The sequence below is a fragment of the Clostridium mobile genome (genome assembly GCF_018918285.1).
Classification (GTDB): Bacteria; Bacillota; Clostridia; order Clostridiales; family Clostridiaceae; genus Clostridium_AW; species Clostridium_AW mobile.
Window position 1 is genome coordinate 889,519 of record NZ_JAHLQF010000002.1, and the last position, 19,222, is coordinate 908,740.

Annotated in this window: 21 protein-coding genes; 17 read left to right on the forward strand and 4 right to left on the reverse strand. The window is 32.1% G+C overall.

The features are described 5' to 3' along the window. Positions 1-30 precede the first annotated feature (30 nt). Complete coding sequence (locus KQI86_RS10405) at positions 31-765, reverse strand: response regulator transcription factor (RefSeq protein ID WP_216439204.1); 735 nt, start codon at positions 763-765, stop codon at positions 31-33. After that, positions 750-1,985, reverse strand: coding sequence for a sensor histidine kinase (locus KQI86_RS10410; protein ID WP_216439205.1), 1,236 nt, complete (start codon positions 1,983-1,985; stop codon positions 750-752). Before KQI86_RS10410 ends, KQI86_RS10405 begins: the two co-directional genes overlap by 16 nt. Positions 1,986-2,204: 219 nt before the next feature. Here KQI86_RS10410 and eutM point away from each other — a divergent pair, with 219 nt between their 5' ends. From eutM to KQI86_RS10475, 13 genes are all read left to right on the forward strand, one after another. Further along, a complete protein-coding gene (eutM, locus tag KQI86_RS10415; RefSeq protein WP_216439206.1) occupies positions 2,205-2,489 on the forward strand; it encodes an ethanolamine utilization microcompartment protein EutM in 285 nt (94 codons plus the stop codon). A gap of 14 nt (positions 2,490-2,503) precedes the next feature. Further along, a complete protein-coding gene (gene pduB / locus KQI86_RS10420) occupies positions 2,504-3,316 on the forward strand; it encodes a propanediol utilization microcompartment protein PduB (RefSeq protein WP_216439207.1) in 813 nt (270 codons plus the stop codon). 20 nt (positions 3,317-3,336) lie between these two features. Continuing rightward, on the forward strand, positions 3,337-5,001 hold the full coding sequence (locus tag KQI86_RS10425) for a propanediol/glycerol family dehydratase large subunit (protein WP_216439208.1): 1,665 nt from the start codon (positions 3,337-3,339) through the stop codon (positions 4,999-5,001). A gap of 14 nt (positions 5,002-5,015) precedes the next feature. Then, positions 5,016-5,684 carry a propanediol/glycerol family dehydratase medium subunit gene (locus KQI86_RS10430; RefSeq protein WP_216439209.1) on the forward strand — a complete coding sequence of 223 codons (669 nt, stop codon included), beginning with the start codon at positions 5,016-5,018 and terminating at the stop codon, positions 5,682-5,684. 10 nt (positions 5,685-5,694) lie between these two features. Beyond that, positions 5,695-6,219: a diol dehydratase small subunit gene (locus KQI86_RS10435; RefSeq protein WP_216439210.1), complete on the forward strand. Its 525-nt coding sequence runs from the start codon at positions 5,695-5,697 to the stop codon at positions 6,217-6,219. Positions 6,220-6,240: 21 nt separating this feature from the next. Further along, complete coding sequence (locus KQI86_RS10440; RefSeq protein ID WP_216439211.1) at positions 6,241-8,070, forward strand: diol dehydratase reactivase subunit alpha; 1,830 nt, start codon at positions 6,241-6,243, stop codon at positions 8,068-8,070. Next, the gene (locus tag KQI86_RS10445; RefSeq protein ID WP_216439212.1) at positions 8,060-8,509 is read left to right on the forward strand and encodes a glycerol dehydratase reactivase beta/small subunit family protein; all 450 of its coding nucleotides are present in this window, start codon (positions 8,060-8,062) and stop codon (positions 8,507-8,509) included. The genes KQI86_RS10440 and KQI86_RS10445 overlap by 11 nt, the downstream gene beginning before the upstream one ends. A 38-nt stretch (positions 8,510-8,547) precedes the next feature. Next, entirely contained in the window at positions 8,548-8,817 is a 270-nt protein-coding gene (locus KQI86_RS10450; protein ID WP_216439213.1) for a EutN/CcmL family microcompartment protein, read from the forward strand. Then, positions 8,814-9,815: a cob(I)yrinic acid a,c-diamide adenosyltransferase gene (locus KQI86_RS10455; protein WP_246582738.1), complete on the forward strand. Its 1,002-nt coding sequence runs from the start codon at positions 8,814-8,816 to the stop codon at positions 9,813-9,815. The genes KQI86_RS10450 and KQI86_RS10455 overlap by 4 nt, the downstream gene beginning before the upstream one ends. Then, entirely contained in the window at positions 9,802-11,208 is a 1,407-nt protein-coding gene (locus KQI86_RS10460; RefSeq protein WP_216439214.1) for an aldehyde dehydrogenase family protein, read from the forward strand. The genes KQI86_RS10455 and KQI86_RS10460 overlap by 14 nt, the downstream gene beginning before the upstream one ends. A 61-nt stretch (positions 11,209-11,269) precedes the next feature. Beyond that, positions 11,270-11,407: a hypothetical protein gene (locus KQI86_RS10465; protein WP_216439568.1), complete on the forward strand. Its 138-nt coding sequence runs from the start codon at positions 11,270-11,272 to the stop codon at positions 11,405-11,407. A 177-nt stretch (positions 11,408-11,584) separates the two neighbouring features. Then, positions 11,585-12,352, forward strand: a complete 768-nt coding sequence (locus KQI86_RS10470) for a SatD family protein (protein ID WP_216439215.1) — start codon at positions 11,585-11,587, stop codon at positions 12,350-12,352. 1 nt (position 12,353) lies between these two features. Next, positions 12,354-13,175, forward strand: a complete 822-nt coding sequence (locus tag KQI86_RS10475) for a DUF3307 domain-containing protein (protein WP_216439216.1) — start codon at positions 12,354-12,356, stop codon at positions 13,173-13,175. Here the strand turns inward: KQI86_RS10475 and KQI86_RS10480 are convergent. Then, positions 13,149-13,547 carry a SatD family protein gene (locus KQI86_RS10480; protein ID WP_216439217.1) on the reverse strand — a complete coding sequence of 133 codons (399 nt, stop codon included), beginning with the start codon at positions 13,545-13,547 and terminating at the stop codon, positions 13,149-13,151. The two genes, KQI86_RS10475 and KQI86_RS10480, sit on opposite strands and share 27 nt — an antisense overlap. Before the next feature lie 127 nt (positions 13,548-13,674). Continuing rightward, positions 13,675-14,436 (reverse strand): 3'-5' exonuclease, encoded by a 762-nt coding sequence (locus tag KQI86_RS10485; protein WP_216439218.1) that lies wholly within the window; start codon positions 14,434-14,436, stop codon positions 13,675-13,677. A gap of 173 nt (positions 14,437-14,609) precedes the next feature. On the opposite strand from KQI86_RS10485, the gene eutJ reads away from it, so the two are divergent. The 4 genes from eutJ (at position 14,610) to KQI86_RS10505 (ending at position 19,170) form a co-directional block, all read left to right on the forward strand. Beyond that, positions 14,610-15,428: an ethanolamine utilization protein EutJ gene (gene eutJ / locus KQI86_RS10490; RefSeq protein WP_216439219.1), complete on the forward strand. Its 819-nt coding sequence runs from the start codon at positions 14,610-14,612 to the stop codon at positions 15,426-15,428. A gap of 150 nt (positions 15,429-15,578) precedes the next feature. After that, positions 15,579-17,504, forward strand: coding sequence for a sigma 54-interacting transcriptional regulator (locus KQI86_RS10495; RefSeq protein ID WP_216439220.1), 1,926 nt, complete (start codon positions 15,579-15,581; stop codon positions 17,502-17,504). Positions 17,505-17,713: 209 nt separating this feature from the next. Further along, positions 17,714-18,013, forward strand: coding sequence for a UxaA family hydrolase (locus KQI86_RS10500; RefSeq protein ID WP_216439221.1), 300 nt, complete (start codon positions 17,714-17,716; stop codon positions 18,011-18,013). Beyond that, on the forward strand, positions 18,013-19,170 hold the full coding sequence (locus tag KQI86_RS10505; protein ID WP_216439222.1) for a UxaA family hydrolase: 1,158 nt from the start codon (positions 18,013-18,015) through the stop codon (positions 19,168-19,170). Before KQI86_RS10500 ends, KQI86_RS10505 begins: the two co-directional genes overlap by 1 nt. Positions 19,171-19,222 lie beyond the last annotated feature (52 nt).

The following is a 19,222-nucleotide window of genomic DNA, read 5'->3' on the forward strand; positions in this document are numbered from 1 at the left end:
TTTTCTTTACTTCTCAAATATATACATATATTACAATTTATTATCTTTTCTAAATTTATAGGGAGAAACTCCAGTAATTTTCTTAAAAACCTTACTAAAATATGCGGAATCTGTAAACCCCACATTCAATGCTATATAACCAATGTTTTTATCAGAATCAATTAGTTGAGCTTTAGATTTTTCTATTCTTACCTTAGATAAATAATCAACAAAATTAATATTTGCTTTAGATTTGAAAAATCTACTAAAATATTGAGGATTCAAGTGAACATGGGAAGATATATCTTCTAAAGTTATTTCTTTACTATAATTATCATTAATAAATTGAATAGCCTTCTCTATAATATCACATTCTATATCTAGTAATTCATTTTTAAAGGCTATTTTATTCCTATTTATTTGAGAAATTGCATTATTTATAGACTGGATTAAATCTTGGGGTTTAGCAGGCTTTAGTAAATAGTCAAAAACATTTGCTTTTATAGCAAATTGCGCAAATTTAAAATTATCATAAGCTGTTAATATTATAGTCTTAGTATCTGGTAGTAGATCATATATGATTTGTTGGCATTGGAGACCATTCATCACAGGCATTTTAATATCCATTATAATAATATGAGGCTCAGCACTTTTAGCAATACTAAGGGCTTCCTCGCCATCCTTTGCCTCTCCTATAATTTTTACATTAGAAAAATTATTTCTTATGATAAAATTTAGAGCCTTACGCTCTAAAACTTCATCTTCAGCAATTAATAATTTATACATGACATTTCTCCAGAAAAATAATGAGGTATTTTCATTGTAACTTTAGTACCGGAACCTAGAGTACTTTCCACAAAAAAGCTGCATTCATGTGCAAAATAATGTAATAGTCTATCTTTGACATTTTGTATACCTAGCTCAAGAGAGGTGTTTTCATTATTGTAGAAATTTATCATTTTAAGTTTAACTTCATCCATTCCTAAGCCGTTATCTATTATTTCTAATAAAATATATTTATCATAAAAAATTTCTCCATTAATTATAACTTTTCCTCCTTCTTTTTTAGATTCTAAACCATGTATTATGGAGTTTTCAACTAAAGGCTGTAAAGTCATAACAGGTATTTTACAATTACATATTCTTTCGTCAATATTAATTTCATATGAAATTCTATCTCCAAATCGCTGATGCTGTATATAAAGGTATTTTTCTATATTTTTAATTTCAGTATCAATAGTAACTAAATGTTGAGAGTTTTTTATGCTATATCTAAGTAAATCGGAAAGGGCATAAATAAGAGATTCCGTTTTAGGGGCATTTTCAATAAGTGCCATTCTACCAACTGTATTTAAAGTATTGAATAAAAAGTGAGGATTAATTTGAGATTGAAGTGCTTTTATCTTGGTATTCTTAAGTAGTTTTTCTAATCTTGCTTTTTCTTGAGTTTCTTTTAAAAGCTTATTATTGATAATATTAGATATTCCAATTTTGGCAATGAAGTTAGAGAATAGAAACAGAAAATCTGCAGATTCTGTAATATCTTTATGTTTCCACACATTAACTTCTTTAAGCGCATCTTCTAATTTAGCTTTTGGGAGATTTAGCTCTTTTGATAATTTATTTAAATTCATCTTTTTTTTATTATCAAACTCTTCAACAATAACTTGACCGCATAACATACATCCTATGTAGTTGTTATCTACAATAATAGGTGCAGCTAAATCAGTTAATCCTGCGTGGCAAAAATAAATTATAGGTTTACCTTGACGCATGGCATCGAACCCACCCTTAGCATCACATAATGTGCATCTTCTTTTTCCCTCATCACTACTTCTGATTAAAGTGCAAAATTTAGAAAATTTACTTGAGTTAGCCACAGGGTTACCACTTTCATCTACGGTAATGGTAGATAGCCCAACTATATTAGCAAACTTATCTTGTATATTTTGCAAAAAGTCTATGTCAATAATTTCATTAAATTTATAATTATTGAATATTGCCATTATATCCCCCCTACAACAGCTATTTATTCTATATTTTGAAGTAAAAATCCTTTAATCTAATTCCAATAAATTATTTTAATGTCAATAAAATACAAATAAAAGTAAATAAAGTACAAATTAAGTATGTCAATATACTATAAAAACATATCAATATAATTAAGTTTAAATAGTATAAAATGGTATATATTTTAATTAGAAAATAAATTTGGAGGTGTCTATATGGGACAAGAAGCCTTAGGAATGATAGAAACTAAAGGATTGGTATCAGCAATTGAAGCTGCAGATGCTATGGTTAAGGCTGCAAATGTTAGTTTGATTGGGTATGAAAAGGTTGGAGCAGGCTTAGTGACTGTAATGGTTAGAGGGGATGTAGGGGCAGTTAAAGCTGCTACAGATGCAGGAGCTACTTCAGCACAAAGAGTTGGAGAGCTAATATCTGTACACGTAATACCAAGACCTCACACAGATGTTGAAAAAATTCTACCTAAATCTAATCAAGAATAAAAGGTAGATAGAGTATGAATAAGGATATTGTTCAAAAAGTTTTAGAGGAAGTAAAAAAGCAAATAGAAATGAAAGATAAAAAAATTCTTGATTTAGAAATAAAAGAGGAGGAAGAAAAGGTGGAAAATCTAATAGGTTCATCAAGCATTACAGAATATATAGGATGTGCTATTGGAGATACAGTAGGACTAGTAATAGCTAATGTAGACACAGCCCTTCATGAAAAAATAGGATTAGATAAGAAATATAGATCCATTGGTATTTTAGGTTCAAGAACAGGAGCTGGACCTCATATAATGGCGGCAGATGAAGCTGTTAAGGCAACTAACACAGAAGTTGTAGCAGTTGAGCTTGCAAGAGATACTAAAGGTGGAGCGGGACATGGATCATTAATAATTTTAGCATCAGAAGATGTTTCAGATGCAAGAAGAGCTGTAGAGGTAGCTTTAAGAGAATTGGATAGAACCTTTGGTGATGTTTATGGATGTGATGCAGGACACCTAGAGCTTCAGTATACCGCCAGAGCAAGTTATGCAGTAAATAAGGCTTTTGGAGCACCTATAGGAAAGGCATTTGGACTTATAGTTGGCGCTCCAGCGGCTATTGGTGTAGTTATGGCAGACACCGCTCTAAAAACTGCAAACGTTGAAGCTGTTGCTTATTCAAGTCCTAATGCAGGAACGGCTCATTCAAATGAAGTTATACTTGCTATAACAGGGGATTCAGGAGCAGTTAGACAATCTGTAATGGCTGCAAGGGATAAAGGATTAGTCATACTTAAAGCTATGGGGCAAAAACCTAAGTCAACAACTACTCCATACATTTAATTATAGGGATGGTGTGAGGAATGAAAAAATCTAAGAGATTTGAAATTTTAAAAAATAAAGAAGTTAATAAAGATGGGTTTGTTAAGGATTGGGCAGAGGTAGGGCTTATTGCTGTAGGAAGTCCTAAAGATCCTAAACCAAGTATAAAAATAGAAAATGGTTTAATAGTTGAAATGGATGGTAAAAGAAGAGAGGACTTTGATTTTATAGATGTATTTATTGCTGATTATGCACTAAATATAGAAAATGTTGAAAAAGCTATGAGTATCCCTTCCATGGAAATAGCTAGAATGTTAGTGGACATAAATGTAGCCAGAGAAAAGTTAGTAGAAATTACTACAGCTTTAACTCCAGCTAAGATAGTAGAAGTTGTTGATAACCTAAATGTAGTGGAAATGATGATGGCCCTTCAAAAGATGAGGGCGAGAAGAACGCCAGCAAATCAATGTCATGTAACTAATGTTAAAGATAATCCAGTTCAAATAGCAGCAGATGGAGCTGAAGCAGCAATTAGAGGCTTTGATGAGATGGAAACTACCGTTGGTATAGTTAGATATGCTCCTTTTAATGCTTTATCTCTATTAATAGGCGCTCAAACAGGAAGAGGAGGAGTTCTAACTCAATGCGCTCTTGAAGAAGCTACGGAGTTAAGACTTGGTATGCTTGGATATACTTCTTATGCAGAAACCATATCAGTATATGGTACAGAAAATGTATTTGTTGATGGAGATGATACACCATGGTCCAAAGCATTTTTAGCTTCTGCCTATGCTTCAAGGGGGTTAAAGATGAGATTTACCTCAGGTACAGGTTCCGAGGTTCAAATGGGCTATGCAGAGGGAAAATCTATGTTATATCTTGAGGCGAGATGTATCATGATTACAAAAGGAGCAGGGGCACAAGGGTTGCAAAATGGTTCCATAAGTTGCATTGGCGTGCCAGGTGCAGTAGCAGGTGGAATAAGAGCAGTTTTGGCAGAAAATCTTATTACAACTATGCTGGACTTAGAAGTAGCTTCTGGAAATGATCAAACTTTTACTCACTCACCAATAAGAAAAACAGCAAGGACTATGATGCAGTTTTTACCGGGAACGGATTTTATATTCTCTGGATATAGCGCAGTACCAAACTACGACAACATGTTTGCAGGGTCAAACTTTGATGCAGAGGATTATGACGATTACTTGATTATACAAAGGGATTTAAAAGTGGATGGAGGACTAAAACCTGTAACGGAAGAAGAAGTTACAAAAATAAGGAATAAAGCAGCGAAGGCACTTCAAGCGGTATTTAAAGAATTAGCTCTTCCGCCAATTACTGATGAGGAAGTAGAAGCCGCAACCTATGCCCATGGAAGTCAGGACATGCCAAATAGAAATGTAGTAGAAGATTTAAAAGCAGCTCAAGAATTATTGGATAGGGGGCTTACAGGACTTGATATAGTTAAAGCTCTTTATAAATCAGGATTCGAAGATGTAGCTTCTAATGTATTGAATATGCTAAGACAAAGAGTTGCAGGAGACTATCTACACACATCATCTATATTTGATAGAGATTTTAATGTAATAACGGCAGTTAATGATATGAATGATTACATGGGACCAGGAACTGGCTATAGATTAGATGGAGAGAGATGGGAAGAAGTTAAAAATATTACACAAGCTCTTGATCCAGCATCTATATAAGGGGGAATGAGATTATGGCTAATGTATTTTCCAATGAAGATTTAATAGAAATTATAACTAGAGAAGTATTAAGACAGATGGGAGAGGATCAAAAAGTTGAAAAAGAAGTTAATAAGCCAATCCCAAACAACGATGGTAAATTTAAAATAATAGAAAATGGAGAGGCATCCATAGGGAAAATAGTAGATGAGGTTGTAATCGCTGTAGGGCCAGCCTTTGGAGAAAGATTGACTCAAAGCATAATAGGCATACCTCATGAAGATATATTAAAGGAAGTTATGGCAGGCATTGAAGAGGAGGGTGTATCTCCAAGGATTATTAAAGTATTTAGAACATCTGACGTGGCGTTTATGGCTCATGATGGTGCAAAATTAAGTGGTTCTGGCATAGGAATTGGAATTCAATCAAAGGGGACAACGGTTATTCATCAAAAGGACTTACAACCATTAAATAACTTAGAATTATTCCCTCAAGCTCCTTTGATAGATAGAGAAACTTATAGAAACATAGGGAAAAATGCCGCAAAATATGCTAAAGGGGAATCACCAGATCCTGTTCCAGTTAGAAATGATCAAATGGCAAGACCGAGCTATCAGGCTATATCTGCAGTACTACATATTAAAGAAACAAACTATGTAGTTCAACGTAAGAAACCTGTAGAGCTTAAAGTAGTATTTGAATAGGGGTGAAAATATGGATAATGCTTTAATAGAGCAAATTATCAATGAAGTATTGAAAAATTTAAATTCCAGTGAAGATAAAGAGTTTAAGGAAGTCTCACACTCTAAGTCTTTGGAGAACCTTAAGGATAAGTTAAGAAAAGAAGATTATCCTCTTATAAAAAATAGAAAAGAGCTTTTAAACACTAAGACAGGTAAAGGCATTGATGAAATAAATATTAATAATGTTATAAATGGAAATATAACGCCTGAAGATATAAAAATAACAGGAGAGGTATTATTATACCAAGCTCAAATTGCTGAAAGTGTTGGTAGATATCAATTTGCAAGAAACTTAAAGAGAGCGGCGGAGCTTACAGCGGTGCCAGATGAAAGAGTGCTTGAAATTTATAATGCACTGAGGCCTTATAGATCCACAAAAGAAGAACTTTTAAATATAGCCCTAGAACTAGAAAGGGAGTATGACGCCAAATTAAATGCAGCTTTAGTTAGGCATGCGGCAGAAGTATATGATAAAAGGGGAAGACTAAAAGAATAGTAGAGTTAGAGGTGATTTGCATTGAAGCTAGTTGCAGGAATTGATATAGGAAATTCTACTACAGAAGTTGCCATTGCTAATATTGAAAATGGACTGAATTTTTTAAGCAGCAGCATTGGCAAGACTTCTGGAATAAAGGGTACTGTTGAAAATATTGCAGGGATGATGTTAGTTCTAAAAGATGCATGTGGAAAGATAAATGTAGATATAAGTGATTTAGAAGCAATATGTATAAATGAAGCTACTCCTGTAATTGGTGATGTTGCTATGGAAACCATAACTGAAACAGTAATCACAGAGTCTACTATGATAGGGCATAACCCGGATACTCCAGGAGGCATTGGACTTGGTATTGGGAAAATAATTTATTTAGAAGAACTTGTAAATGTAGGTTCAGAGGAGGTTATATGCATCATACCAAAGCATATTCATTTTGAAAGAGCTGCAAAGGAGTTAAATTTAGCTATGGAGCGAGGGGCGAAAATTAATGGGGCCATAGCTCAAATGGATGATGGGGTTATTATATGTAATAGACTAATAAAAAAAATACCCATAGTAGATGAGGTAGCTTTTATAGACAAAATACCAATGGGAATGATTGGTGCTGTTGAAGTTGCCAACCCAGGTGAAACTATAAAGACTCTATCAAACCCTTATGGACTAGCTACTATTTTTAACCTATCCTCAAAGGAGACTAAACAGGTTATTCCTGTAGCTAGAGCCTTAATTGGTAATAGATCTGCAGTGGTTATAAGAACGCCTAAAGGAGATGTTAAAGAAAGAACTATACCTGCTGGAAAATTAATTTTCATGGGAAAAAGAATAAAAGAAATAGGCATAGAAGAGGGTGGAGAAAAGATAATGGAAGCTCTATCAGAAGTATGTCCTTTAAAGGACATAACTGGTGAAGCTGGAACAAATGTAGGAGGAATGATTGAGAGAGTAAGGCAGGTTATGGGAGAGTTAACTAAACAGCATTTAAATGAAATAGGAATTGGAGATATTCTTGCGGTAGATACCTTTCTCCCTCAAAAAGTTCAAGGAGGAGTTGCCGGTGAATTTGCATTAGAAAATGCAGTAGCTTTAGCTGCCATGGTAAAAACCAGCAAGCTTCCTATGGAGCATATTGCCCAAAAACTTAGAGAGGAAACTAAGGTTAAGGTTTTGATTGAAGGAGTTGAAGCAAATATGGCTGTACTTGGAGGACTGACCACTCCAGGTGCAGATAAGCCCCTTGTAATTTTAGATATGGGTGGAGGGTCTACTGATTCAGCATACATAGGAAAATCAAATTCTATAAAATCTGTACATCATGCTGGAGCAGGAGAAATGGTCAGTATGTTAATAAAATCTGAATTAGGAATAGATGATTTTAGTTTAGCAGAAGACATAAAAAAATATCCACTAGCAAAAGTTGAAAGCCTGTTTAATTTAAGGTATGAAGATGGAAGCGTATGTTTTTTTCAAAAGTCTTTACCCTCATCATTATTTGCTCGTGTTGTAGTAGTAAAAGAAAATGAAATGGTCCCAATACCTACAAAACATACTATAGATAAGATAAGAATGGTTAGAAGGGAAGCTAAGAGACGAGTATTCATAACTAATGTCTTAAGAGCGTTAAAAGAGATATCTCCTAACAATAATATAAGAAGCATAGACTTTGTTGTATTATTGGGAGGCTCTGCTATGGATTTTGAAATACCAGAGATGATTTCAGATGAATTATCTCACTATGGTATAGTTTGTGGAAGAGGAAATATCAGAGGGGAAGAGGGGCCAAGGAATGCAGTAGCTACAGGGCTTGTAATATCTTGCTACAATAAATTAAGGAGCAGGGAAAATGAAGGATGAAGGAATAAATCTTCACTGTATAAGAGTTTATACTTATAATCCAGAGGAAAAAATTTTAGTAGAAGTATTAGCGGGTATGGAAGAAGAGGGAATCCCATGGGAAGTTGTAAATGCCACTAAAATTAATAATAACTTTGGATATGAAGATTTAATCAAAATGGCTTATGAAGCATGTAAAAAATCTAATATGGGTATAGGCATAGCTATAAATAAAAATAGAGTAGCAGTTCATTATATTAAATTAAAAGAGAAGAATCCACTAATATTAAAAGAAGTAAAAGATTATGAAATTAGTGTAGCAAGGCTCATAGGTTGTAATGCAGGAAGGCTTTATAAAGTAATGCCTTTTAAAGATATTGAGGATAAGAGAAATAAGGAGTTAGTAGAATTTATAAGAAAATCTGTGATAGAGGTTTTGGAGAGGCTAAGGGCTTTATAAAAAATAGCATTGATATATGTGGATTGAGGAGAAAAGTTATGATTTTAGGGAAAGTAATAGGAAACGTGGTTTCCACTCAAAAGGATGAAAGGCTTACAGGAAACAAACTTTTAATTGTACAACCAATAAATAGTAAAGAGGAACCTGAAGGGAGCTGTTTTGTAGCAACGGATATAGTAGGAGCAGGGGTAAATGAAATAGTACTGGTAGTCAAGGGCAGTTCAGCAAGGCATGTGGATGAAAATAAAGCTAGCATATCCGATGCTGCTATAGTTGGGATAGTAGATTACATCGAAAGAAAGGATTGAGATATGTATTGATTGGAGATGGTGGATTGAAAATCTATACAAGAGGAGGAGACCATGGCGAAACTTCCCTTATTGGAGGAGGAAAAGTAAGCAAGGAAGACGATAGATTATGGGCCTATGGTACAATAGATGAATTCAATTCTTTCCTTGGGCTTGCTAGATCTAAAGTGAAAGATCATAGATTAAAGGAAGTTTTATTAAATATTCAAAGAGAACTTTTCCATGTTGGAGCAGAACTTGCCTCTATAGGAACGGATAAATACAAAATTTATATAAATGAAGATAATGTAAGCTATATTGAAAATACTATAGATGCTTTATATAAAGATCTACCTAAAATAAATAGCTTTATAATCCCTGGTGGAACGGAAGAGTCTGGAGCTTTAGATGTAGCTAGAACTCTAGCAAGAAAGTCAGAGAGATACATAGTGAAGCTTAAAGAAGATTATGATGTAAATGAATATCTTTTAAAATACATCAATAGATTATCAGATTTATTATATACTATGGCAAGGATTGTAGACTATAAAGATATTCTACAAAAGTCCAAAGAAAAGATAGATATAGGAGCAAATTTGAAGGAATTAGATTGGAAGAAGGCAGATTATATTATAAAACAATGCATAAAAAAAGCTGAGGAAATTTCTGTTCCTATGGTCATATATGTATGTGACCAAGCAGGGAATCCAATTTCTATGGTTAGAATGAGGGAATCTTTATTAGCAAGTCTAGATATTGCAAGGGATAAGGCATATACGGCAGTGGCTCTGAAAATGAGAACTGATAAATTAAAGGAGCTATCTCAGCCTACAGGAGAACTTTATGGAATAAACAATTTAAAGAAAATCATAGCTTTTGGTGGAGGAGTTCCCATTAGTGTAGATGGAAAGGTTATAGGAGCAGTTGGAGTAAGTGGAGGAACTGTAAAAGAAGATATAATAGTAGCGGAATATGGTGTGAAGGCTTTTAGAGAGGTGGTTAGTTATGGAACTGAATAATGATAAGCTTTCTCTTATAGTTCAGAGAGTGTTACTGGAGATGAATGAAAAGAACTTAAATAAGAAGACAAGGGACGGTATATTTAATACCATGAATGAAGCCATTGAAGCTGCAGAACAGGCATATAAAGATTTATCTTGTATGACTGTAAGTGAGAGAGAAAAATTAATTAGTTCTATGAGAAAGGCAATTTTAGATAATGCCATGGAAATTGCAGATATATGTGTTAAAGAGACTAAAATGGGAAGGAAAGATCATAAATATCTTAAAATGAAGTTAGCGGCTGAAAAAACTCCAGGTACAGAAATATTAAACACTAAAGCTTACACTGGAGATAAAGGGCTTACTTTAATAGAGATGTCGCCTTATGGTGTAATAGGTTCTATAATTCCTTCAACAAACCCTGCGGCAACTGTAGCTTGTAATTCTATTGGTATGATAGCTGCAGGTAACTCAGTGGTATTTTCTCCTCATCCTAAAGCCATGGAATGTAGTTTAACTACTATAAAGATATTAAATAAGGCTATAAGGGAAGCAGGAGGGCCAGAAAATCTTATAACTAGCGTATATAAACCAAAGCTTGAAGATACAATGGCCATGATAAATCATCCTAAAGTTAGAATGTTAGTAGCTACGGGAGGGCCAGAAATAGTAAAAATAGCTCTTTCTTCAGGTAAAAAGGCTATTGGAGCGGGGGCAGGCAACCCTCCAGTATTAGTGGATGATACGGCGGATATAAAAAAAGCTGCAAGGGATATAATCAAAGGATGCTCCTTTGATAACAATCTACCCTGTATTGCAGAAAAGGAAGTTATAGTAGTAGAGAAAGTCTTTGAATTTTTTCTGGAAGAAATACGAAAGATTGAAGAGGTTTATGAGTTAAATGAAGATGAAATCAACAAGTTATTAAATTTGGTACTTGTTGAAAAAGCAAATAATAAGTTTACTTTAAACAAAGAATATGTTGGAAAAGATGCTAATGTAATTCTTCAGAGCATAGGGGTAAATGTTTTAAAGCATATTGAATGTTTGGTATGTAGAGTACCTAAGTATCACCCTTTTGTAACAGAGGAACTGATGATGCCAATACTTCCTATTGTTAGAGCCCAAAATTTTGATGAAGCTTTAGAAATTGCATTACAAGCAGAAGGGGGAAATAGGCATACTGCGGTGATGCATTCTAAAAATGTAGATAATTTGACTAAAATGGCAAGAACAATAAATACCACAATATTCGTTAAAAATGCTCCATCCTATGCAGGTATTGGATTCGGAGGAGAGGGGTATACTACATTTACCATAGCAGGACCTACAGGAGAGGGACTTACTAATGCTTCTTCTTTTACAAGGGAAGTTAGATGTGTAATGGTGGACTCCTTCAGGATTATATAAGTAGATACTTAAGAAAAACATATAGAATGGAGAATACTTTATGACAGATAAAAATATCGAAATGATGAAAAAAATTATTGAAGAAAAGAAGATGAAAGGCTCAAAATCTAATTTAGTACAAAGGCCAGAAAAGAATACTGGGCATACTAGAAAAGCAATTAGAAGCGGTAAAAAGTCTGGAGGATTATTTGATAAATAGAGCTCTTAAATAAAGATTATAGAGGGAGTCTAATTGGGACCTTACGTAGAAAATGAAATATCTATATAAGGTCCCTTTATATTCCTTGAAGAATAAGGAATTAATTTTAAATTTTGTATAGTGTTAGCATTTATATGATATAATTAAAATATTATAGTATTTTAAGGTGATGTTATTATGAAGTTATTTAGTGTGATAAATATAGATATAGTTGCCTCAAGAAATATAAAAAATAGGCAAATTGTACAAGAAGAATTAATAGAATACATAAAAAAATTGAATATTGAACTTAAAGATATCCTTGCAACTTCTATTACATTTACATTGGGGGATGAATGGCAAATCGTTTTGAAACAACCAAGCAAAAGCTATTATGTTGTAGATAAGTTTCAGAAGTTTTTAAAAAGTAAAGGTATAAATATTTATGCTGGAATAGGTATAGGAACCATAAGTACTAGTATTTATAGCGATACTAGATTGATGGATGGAGAATGTTTTCTTATAGGGAGAGAAGCATTAAACATAGTGAAAGAAAAAAATAGATTTTATAGTAAGCAGCTAAATAGTACAAAAAATAATATTTATTTTAGCGCTAAGAATATGTTCTTTGTAAAACTACCTGCAGAGAAGTCTACAATACTTGAAGAGGTTGCAATAACTAGGGAACAGGAAGAAAATTATGATTTATCAATTAATAAAGTTATTAACACATTAATTGAAAATAACGAAGTGTTGAAAAGCGGAATAACTAGTAAGCAGTTGGAAATTATAGAGCTTTATGAACGCCTTGGCTCTTATAATAATATTATAAAGGAAAATCCAGGCCTTTCTAAGGCTAATATAAGTCAAAAAATTAATGCATCTAATTATTTTGTAATTAATAATAATAATTTAATTATTGAATCTATGTTAGATCTATATTGTAATATTAGAAAGGGTAATTAAAATGCGTTTAAGAATTATTTTGTTGCTTATACTGAGCCACTTTTTGTGTGATTTTATATTACAAAATGAAAAAATTTTGAGATTAAGATTTAGCGAAGATATGAGTAATAATTTAAAAGGAAATGCAGTACATAGCCTTATACATTTTTTTGTTATGTTTCTCATAATGGGTTTGTTTGGATATAGTTATTATTTTAAAATTATACTTTATATAGCTGTATTTCATTTTATAATAGATGAAATAAAAACATTAGTCATTAAATTTAAAAAATCCCTTGAAAACAATATACTTTTATTTTTATTAGACCAATTGCTTCATATGATAGTAATACCTGTAGTTGTGTGTGATTTATCTTTAAATAAAGCATTGGATAGCATATATGAAGTCATTAAGCTTTACCCGGATGGAATAAATGTAGTAGACCGTTATATTATTATAAGTATTGTTTTTATATTGTGTACTTGGGGAGCCGGAATTTTTATTATGAAATATATTAAAAGTAGAAATTTAAATGGATATGCTCATCTTATGGATAAAGGATTTATTATAGTAAAAAAATCTAGCGATGTTAACTCTGGCGCTAGAAATGGAGGCTTTATAATTGGTATCCTAGAGAGGATTTTTATATTAATTGGCATATCTATAGGACAACCCTCCATGATAGGTTTTGTCCTTACTGCTAAATCCATTGCTAGATTTAAAAAATTAGATGATGATAGCTTTGTAGAATATTTTATTATTGGCACTTTTATTAGTTTTATTATAGCTATAATAGGTGGTATAATAATCAATACTTTAAATGTTATTCCAATCATCAAATAAAATTACTAAGGGTAAGTTGTTTTTTTTAGCATATTTTACTGCATCTCTTGCTCTATAAAATGAGGGGCCATCTAACTGATTTACAGTAAGCTGGAAATTATGGATAGATACATCGCCAATACCTACACCTGTATAGAACTTAATATCTTTCAAATATATTTTGAAAAAATCTAATATTTCTATAAAGTCGTAAGGATATTTTAATAATCCTTGCCACTCGTCACCTGTAGTTATTAAAAATGGAGAAATAATAACATCTTTAAATTTAATATTTGTATTTTTCAACATATCTATAATTTTATATTGAACTTCTTCTCTATTCTCTATTCTTCTAGATGATTTTATATCACAAATTAAAGTGCAGTAAAGCAAAGAATAACTACCTCCTATCCTTAAGTAAAGATTTTAAGCCTTACTATACAAGAGTTAAGTTTAAAAACTTTACTATATAAAATTATATCCATATTTTATAATATGAGTATAAAAATAAATGGTGAATTTATTTCCTTGGTTTAATGTTAAATTGATTGGTTTTACCCATTGCATAGGCCAATTTTATAATTGATTGCTCCTCTGTGGTCATTTCTCGGCTAAACATTTTTTCGAACTGTTTAATTAATTTAGCCTCATCAATGCCTCCACTTTTACCATTATGCCTATTTTCATTTGTTTTTTTCACATAGTTATATATTTTAGGTTTCAGATCACTTATATAAATTTTTTTGAAAACTTCTGAGGTATAGTAAGCATCGTTAAAAGCGTCATGAAATTCCATATTGGATTGAATGTTTAATAGATTCACTGCATTACTTAATCCAATATTAGTTCCTTTAGGGAGTTTAAAAAACTTAGATGCTTCACGTTGAATATTAATATATTCTTTAGAGATTAAGGAAGAATCTAGATTATGGTATTCTATATTTCTAAATAATTCTTTCATATCAGATAACCCCCAAATGCATAATATACTTTTAAATTCTGCAAATTCAACAAAGGCTTTATATACCTCTTTAAATGCTTTTCCTTTATTTAAATTTTCAGTGGTTATATTGGTCATTTGTTTTACATAAGGATGAATTCTAGTATATATTTCAGGCTTAACTATATTATTAAAAGTCGAAAGTGTTTGAAGATTTTCGTCAAGCTTTACCGCACCAATTTGAATTATCTCAAAAGGACATTTGTAGTTTCTTGCAGTAGTATTATCTTCAATAAAGTTATAGTGTTGATTAAACTCTAAATCAAATATTATATAGTTCATTTTTCACGCCCCTAAAAGTAGTTAACATCACTTAGTATTCCACATGGATGTACAAAAATACTTTAATACTTTGAGAATACAAAAGCAAAAATTTTAATGGTTGATTTTACATATTTATATATATATTATTTAATTAATAGGGAAAAATTAAAGGAGGAGGGATAGGTGATTATATGTTAGAAGAAGCAAATAATTTGATAAAAAAAATGGAAGAAACTATGAATAAAGATGATAGAATCAATACAAACTGCGAAATGAAGGTGGGGGTAGATTTAGGAACTTCACACATAGTTATTACTGTACTTGATAAAGAGAATAATCCTATTTGTGGAGAAATGTATAGAGCTAGTGCGGTAAAGGATGGTATAGTAGTAGATTACTTAAACGCTGTAGACATAGTTTCAAAATTAAAAAACAAGATAGAAAAAAGATTAGGGACAGAGTTAAAATATGCAGCCACTGCCATACCTCCAGGAATTTCAGAAGGTAACATTAAAGTTATGAAGAATGTAGTTGAGGGAGCTAGTTTTGAAGTTAACAATATAGTAGATGAACCCACAGCTGCTGCTCATATACTAGGAATAAGGGATGGCGCCATAGTAGATATAGGAGGAGGAACTACAGGCATATCTATTTTAAAGAATGGCAACGTTATTTATACTGCTGATGAGCCAACAGGAGGAACGCATTTATCCTTAGTTTTAGCAGGATACCACCGTATAAGTTTTGAAGAAGCTGAGAATCTTAAGAGAAAAAATGAAAAACATCATGAAATATTACCTATAGTTAAACCGGTTTTAGAAAAGGTGGGAAGCATAATAAATCAATGCATAAAGGGACATAATGTAGATATAATTTACTTAGTTGGAGGAACTTGTTGTCTTCAGGGATGTGAGAAAATAATAGAAAAGTATACCGGCATAAAATGTGTAAAGCCGGAAAATCCACTATTAGTAACTCCTATGGGCATTGCTATGGATTCACAATTATAAGATAGATTTGATAAAAATAAAATACATTATGACGGGTGGTAATATTAAAGGGATTTTGCATAGCAAAATCCCTTTTTTAAAAAGAGAATTAAGTATATACTTTAAACAAAGGTCTTCATTATTATATTAAAAGATAAGGGGTAAGGTATTATGAAGGATATAGTTGTCGTCGCTCCTTTTAAGGATTTATATGATTTAAGCAATAAAATAATTAAAGAAAAGGGATATCAAAATATTGAAGTAGTTTTAGGGAACCTAAGTCAAGGAGTTGTTGAGGCAAAGAAAATAGTGGAGAAGGGAGCTAGTTTAATAATTTCTAGAGGTGGAACTTATACAATGATAAAAAACGTAGTGAATATACCTGTAGTAGAAATTAAGATGACCTCCTTTGATATATTAAGAGGATTTAAAAATATAATTAGCTATAAGGGTACCATAGGTGTGGTTGGATATAAAAATATAATTCATGACTGTGAAATAATACAAGATATATTAGGTTTAGATATGGTAAAAATTGAAATAGAAAGAGAAGAAGATGCTGAAGAAAATATTAGGTATTATGTAGAGAAAGGGGTTAAAGTTTTTGTTGGAGATACGGTGGCTAGTAAAGTATCAAAAAAATTAAATTGCGTAAACTATATGATTACCTCTGGGGAGGAAGCTGTACTTAATGCAATGCAAGAGGCAAGAAGAATATTACAGATGTCTAAAATTGAAAAGGAGAAAGCACAAAGATTTAAAACTATAATGGACTTTGTACATGACGGGATAATTTCCATAGATGACAACGGAAAAATATCTATAATCAATAGCAGAGCGGAGAAAATTTTCGGGTTAAATGAAAAAAATGTTATCGGCAAAAATATAGAAGATGTTGTAAAGAATAGTAAACTACCTATCGTATTAAGAAGTGGTATATCAGAACTTGGAGAAATTCAGGAGGTAGGGCAATCTAAAATAGCTACTAATAGAGTACCCATAATTGTAGATGATGAAATAAAGGGAGTAGTAGCAACCTTTCAGGATGTTACTGAACTTCAGAATTTAGAAAAAAAGGTAAGACTAAATTTATTGAAGAAGGGCTTTGTAGCAAAATATAATTTTAATCAAATAGTATATAAAAGTAAGAAAACAGAAGAATGCATAGAAAGAGCTAAAAAATATAGTAAATATGATTCGCCAATACTAATAATAGGCCCATCTGGTGTAGGAAAAGAACTTTTTGCACAAAGCATACACAACTATAGTCATAGGGAAAAAGGTCCTTTTGTAGCTATTAATTGTGCCGCACTTCCACCAAATTTAATAGAAAGTGAATTGTTCGGATATGTAGAAGGTGCATTTACAGGAGCAGCAAAGGGAGGAAAGGCCGGTATTTTTGAGCTTGCCCATGGTGGAACTATATTTTTAGATGAAATAGGTGAGTTACCTTTAGAACTTCAAGGTAGGCTTTTAAGGGTATTGCAAGAGAGAGAAGTTATGAGAATAGGCGATGATAAAGTGCTTCCTGTAGATGTAAGGGTTATTTCTGCAACCAATAAAAATTTAAGAGGTATGGTGGAGAAAGGGGAATTTAGAGAGGATCTTTATTTTAGAATAAATATATTGTCTTTAAAAATACCGTCCCTAAATGAAAGAGCTGAAGATATTGAACAGTTAAGCCAGTGTTTTATAAAAAAATATTCCTCAAAATATAATAAACCTGTTAAGAGCATGGATAAGGGAGTATTAAATCTTCTATTGAAATATTGTTATAAGGGCAATATAAGGGAGCTAGAGGGCATAATACAAAGAGCTGTAATACTTGCAGAAAAAGAAAAATTAAGGGAAGAAGATATAATTTTAGAAGAGGATTTCAAAGGAGATTTTAGAGGGAAAAATGCATGTAGTGAATCAGAAGAATTATTTAAAGAAGAGGACTGTGCATTTAAAGTAAAGAAAGATATAAATTTAAAGGAGTTAGAAAATCAATATATTAAATATATACTCCAGAAATGTAATGGTTCAGTAAATAGAGCATCTGAAGTTTTAGACGTCAATAGATCTACCATATGGAGAAAATTAAGAGAAAATTAGCATGTTGTAAATTACAACATGTTTTTCTTTTTGCATCAAAGATATTGAAGCAAAATGCAACAATAGATTTTAAGAAAGAATATATATTATTCTAAAATATCAGTTAATTTAGAAAGGTCAATGCTTTTAGATGGTTTTATATATATGAATAATACTTTGGCATGGTGTTTGCTTTAATAAAGAGTAAAGAAAAATTAGGGGTGATGTAGATGTTAAAACTAGCAGTAGTAGCTCACGAAAAGGATAATGTAGCAACTACAGTAAAAGATTTAAAAAAAGGTGAAAGCGTAATTGTAGACATTTTTGGAAAGGAGGATAGGATCACACTTAATGAGGATATTCCTTTTGGCCATAAATTTGCTATAAGAGATATTAAAAAAGATGATGAAATCACAAAATATGGTGAAGAGATTGGGCAAGCAACAAAAGATATAAGATGTGGAGATTATGTACATGTGCATAATGTTGTAAGTGAAAGAGGAAGAGGAGATTTGGAGGTGCAAAAATAATGAAATTATATGGATATAGAAGAGAAAATGGAGAAATAGGAATTAGAAATTATATATTAGTAATACCAGCATCAGTATGTGCAAGTGAAGTAGCAGGAAGGATTGCAAATCATGTTAAAGGGGCAGTAGCTATTCCTAATCAACATGGCTGTTGCCAAATAGGACCTGACTTAGAATTGACTACTGAAATATTAATAAACTTAGGAAAGAATCCTAATATAGCGGCTGTTTTAGTAGTGGGATTAGGTTGTGAAGGAGTTCCAGCTAAAGAAGTAGCGGAAAAAATAAGAGAAACTGGTAAGAGAGCTGAATGTATAATCATTCAAGAAAATAAAGGTACATTAAATACAGAAGCTTTAGGTACAAAAATTGTAAGAGAGATGGCAGCAGAAGCAAGTAAAATGCAAAAAGAAGAAATAGACTTATCAGAGATTACAATTGCCATTGAATGTGGTGGATCAGATACAACCTCTGGGCTAGCTTCAAATCCAGCAGTTGGATATGTTTCAGATAAAGTAGTAGATCTAGGAGGTACTTCAATATTTTCAGAAACTACAGAGTTTATTGGAGCAGAGCATATTTTAGCTAAAAGAGCTGTATCACAAGAAGTAGGAGATAAAATACTTAAAATAGTTTCAGACTGTGAAAAGAAAGCTAACACTATGGGCGTTGATATGAGAGGAGGACAACCAACTCCAGGAAACATCCAAGGTGGATTAACAACTATAGAAGAAAAATCTTTAGGATGTATTTATAAAGGTGGAACAAGAATAATACAAGATGTATTAGCTTATTCAGAAATGCCAAAAGGTAAAGGTCTTTACATTATGGATACTCCAGGTCAAGATATAGAATCCATAACTGGTATGGTGGCAGGAGGAGCACAATTAGTATTGTTTACTACAGGTAGAGGAACGCCAACAGGTTGTCCTATAGCTCCTGTAATAAAAGTTACAGGGAATCCAGAAACCTTTGTAAATATGAAAGATAATATTGATATAAACGCAGGAACAATAATAGAAGGACATGAAACTATACAGGATGTAGGAGAAAAAATATTTGAGGAAATGCTTGAAGTGATTAACGGAAAATATACTAAAGCTGAATCACTGAATCATAGAGAGTTTGGTATATATAAACTTATATCAACATTTTAATAAAATAGATAGACTTTCTGTAAAAGTTCAGAAAGTCTATCCTAAATATATT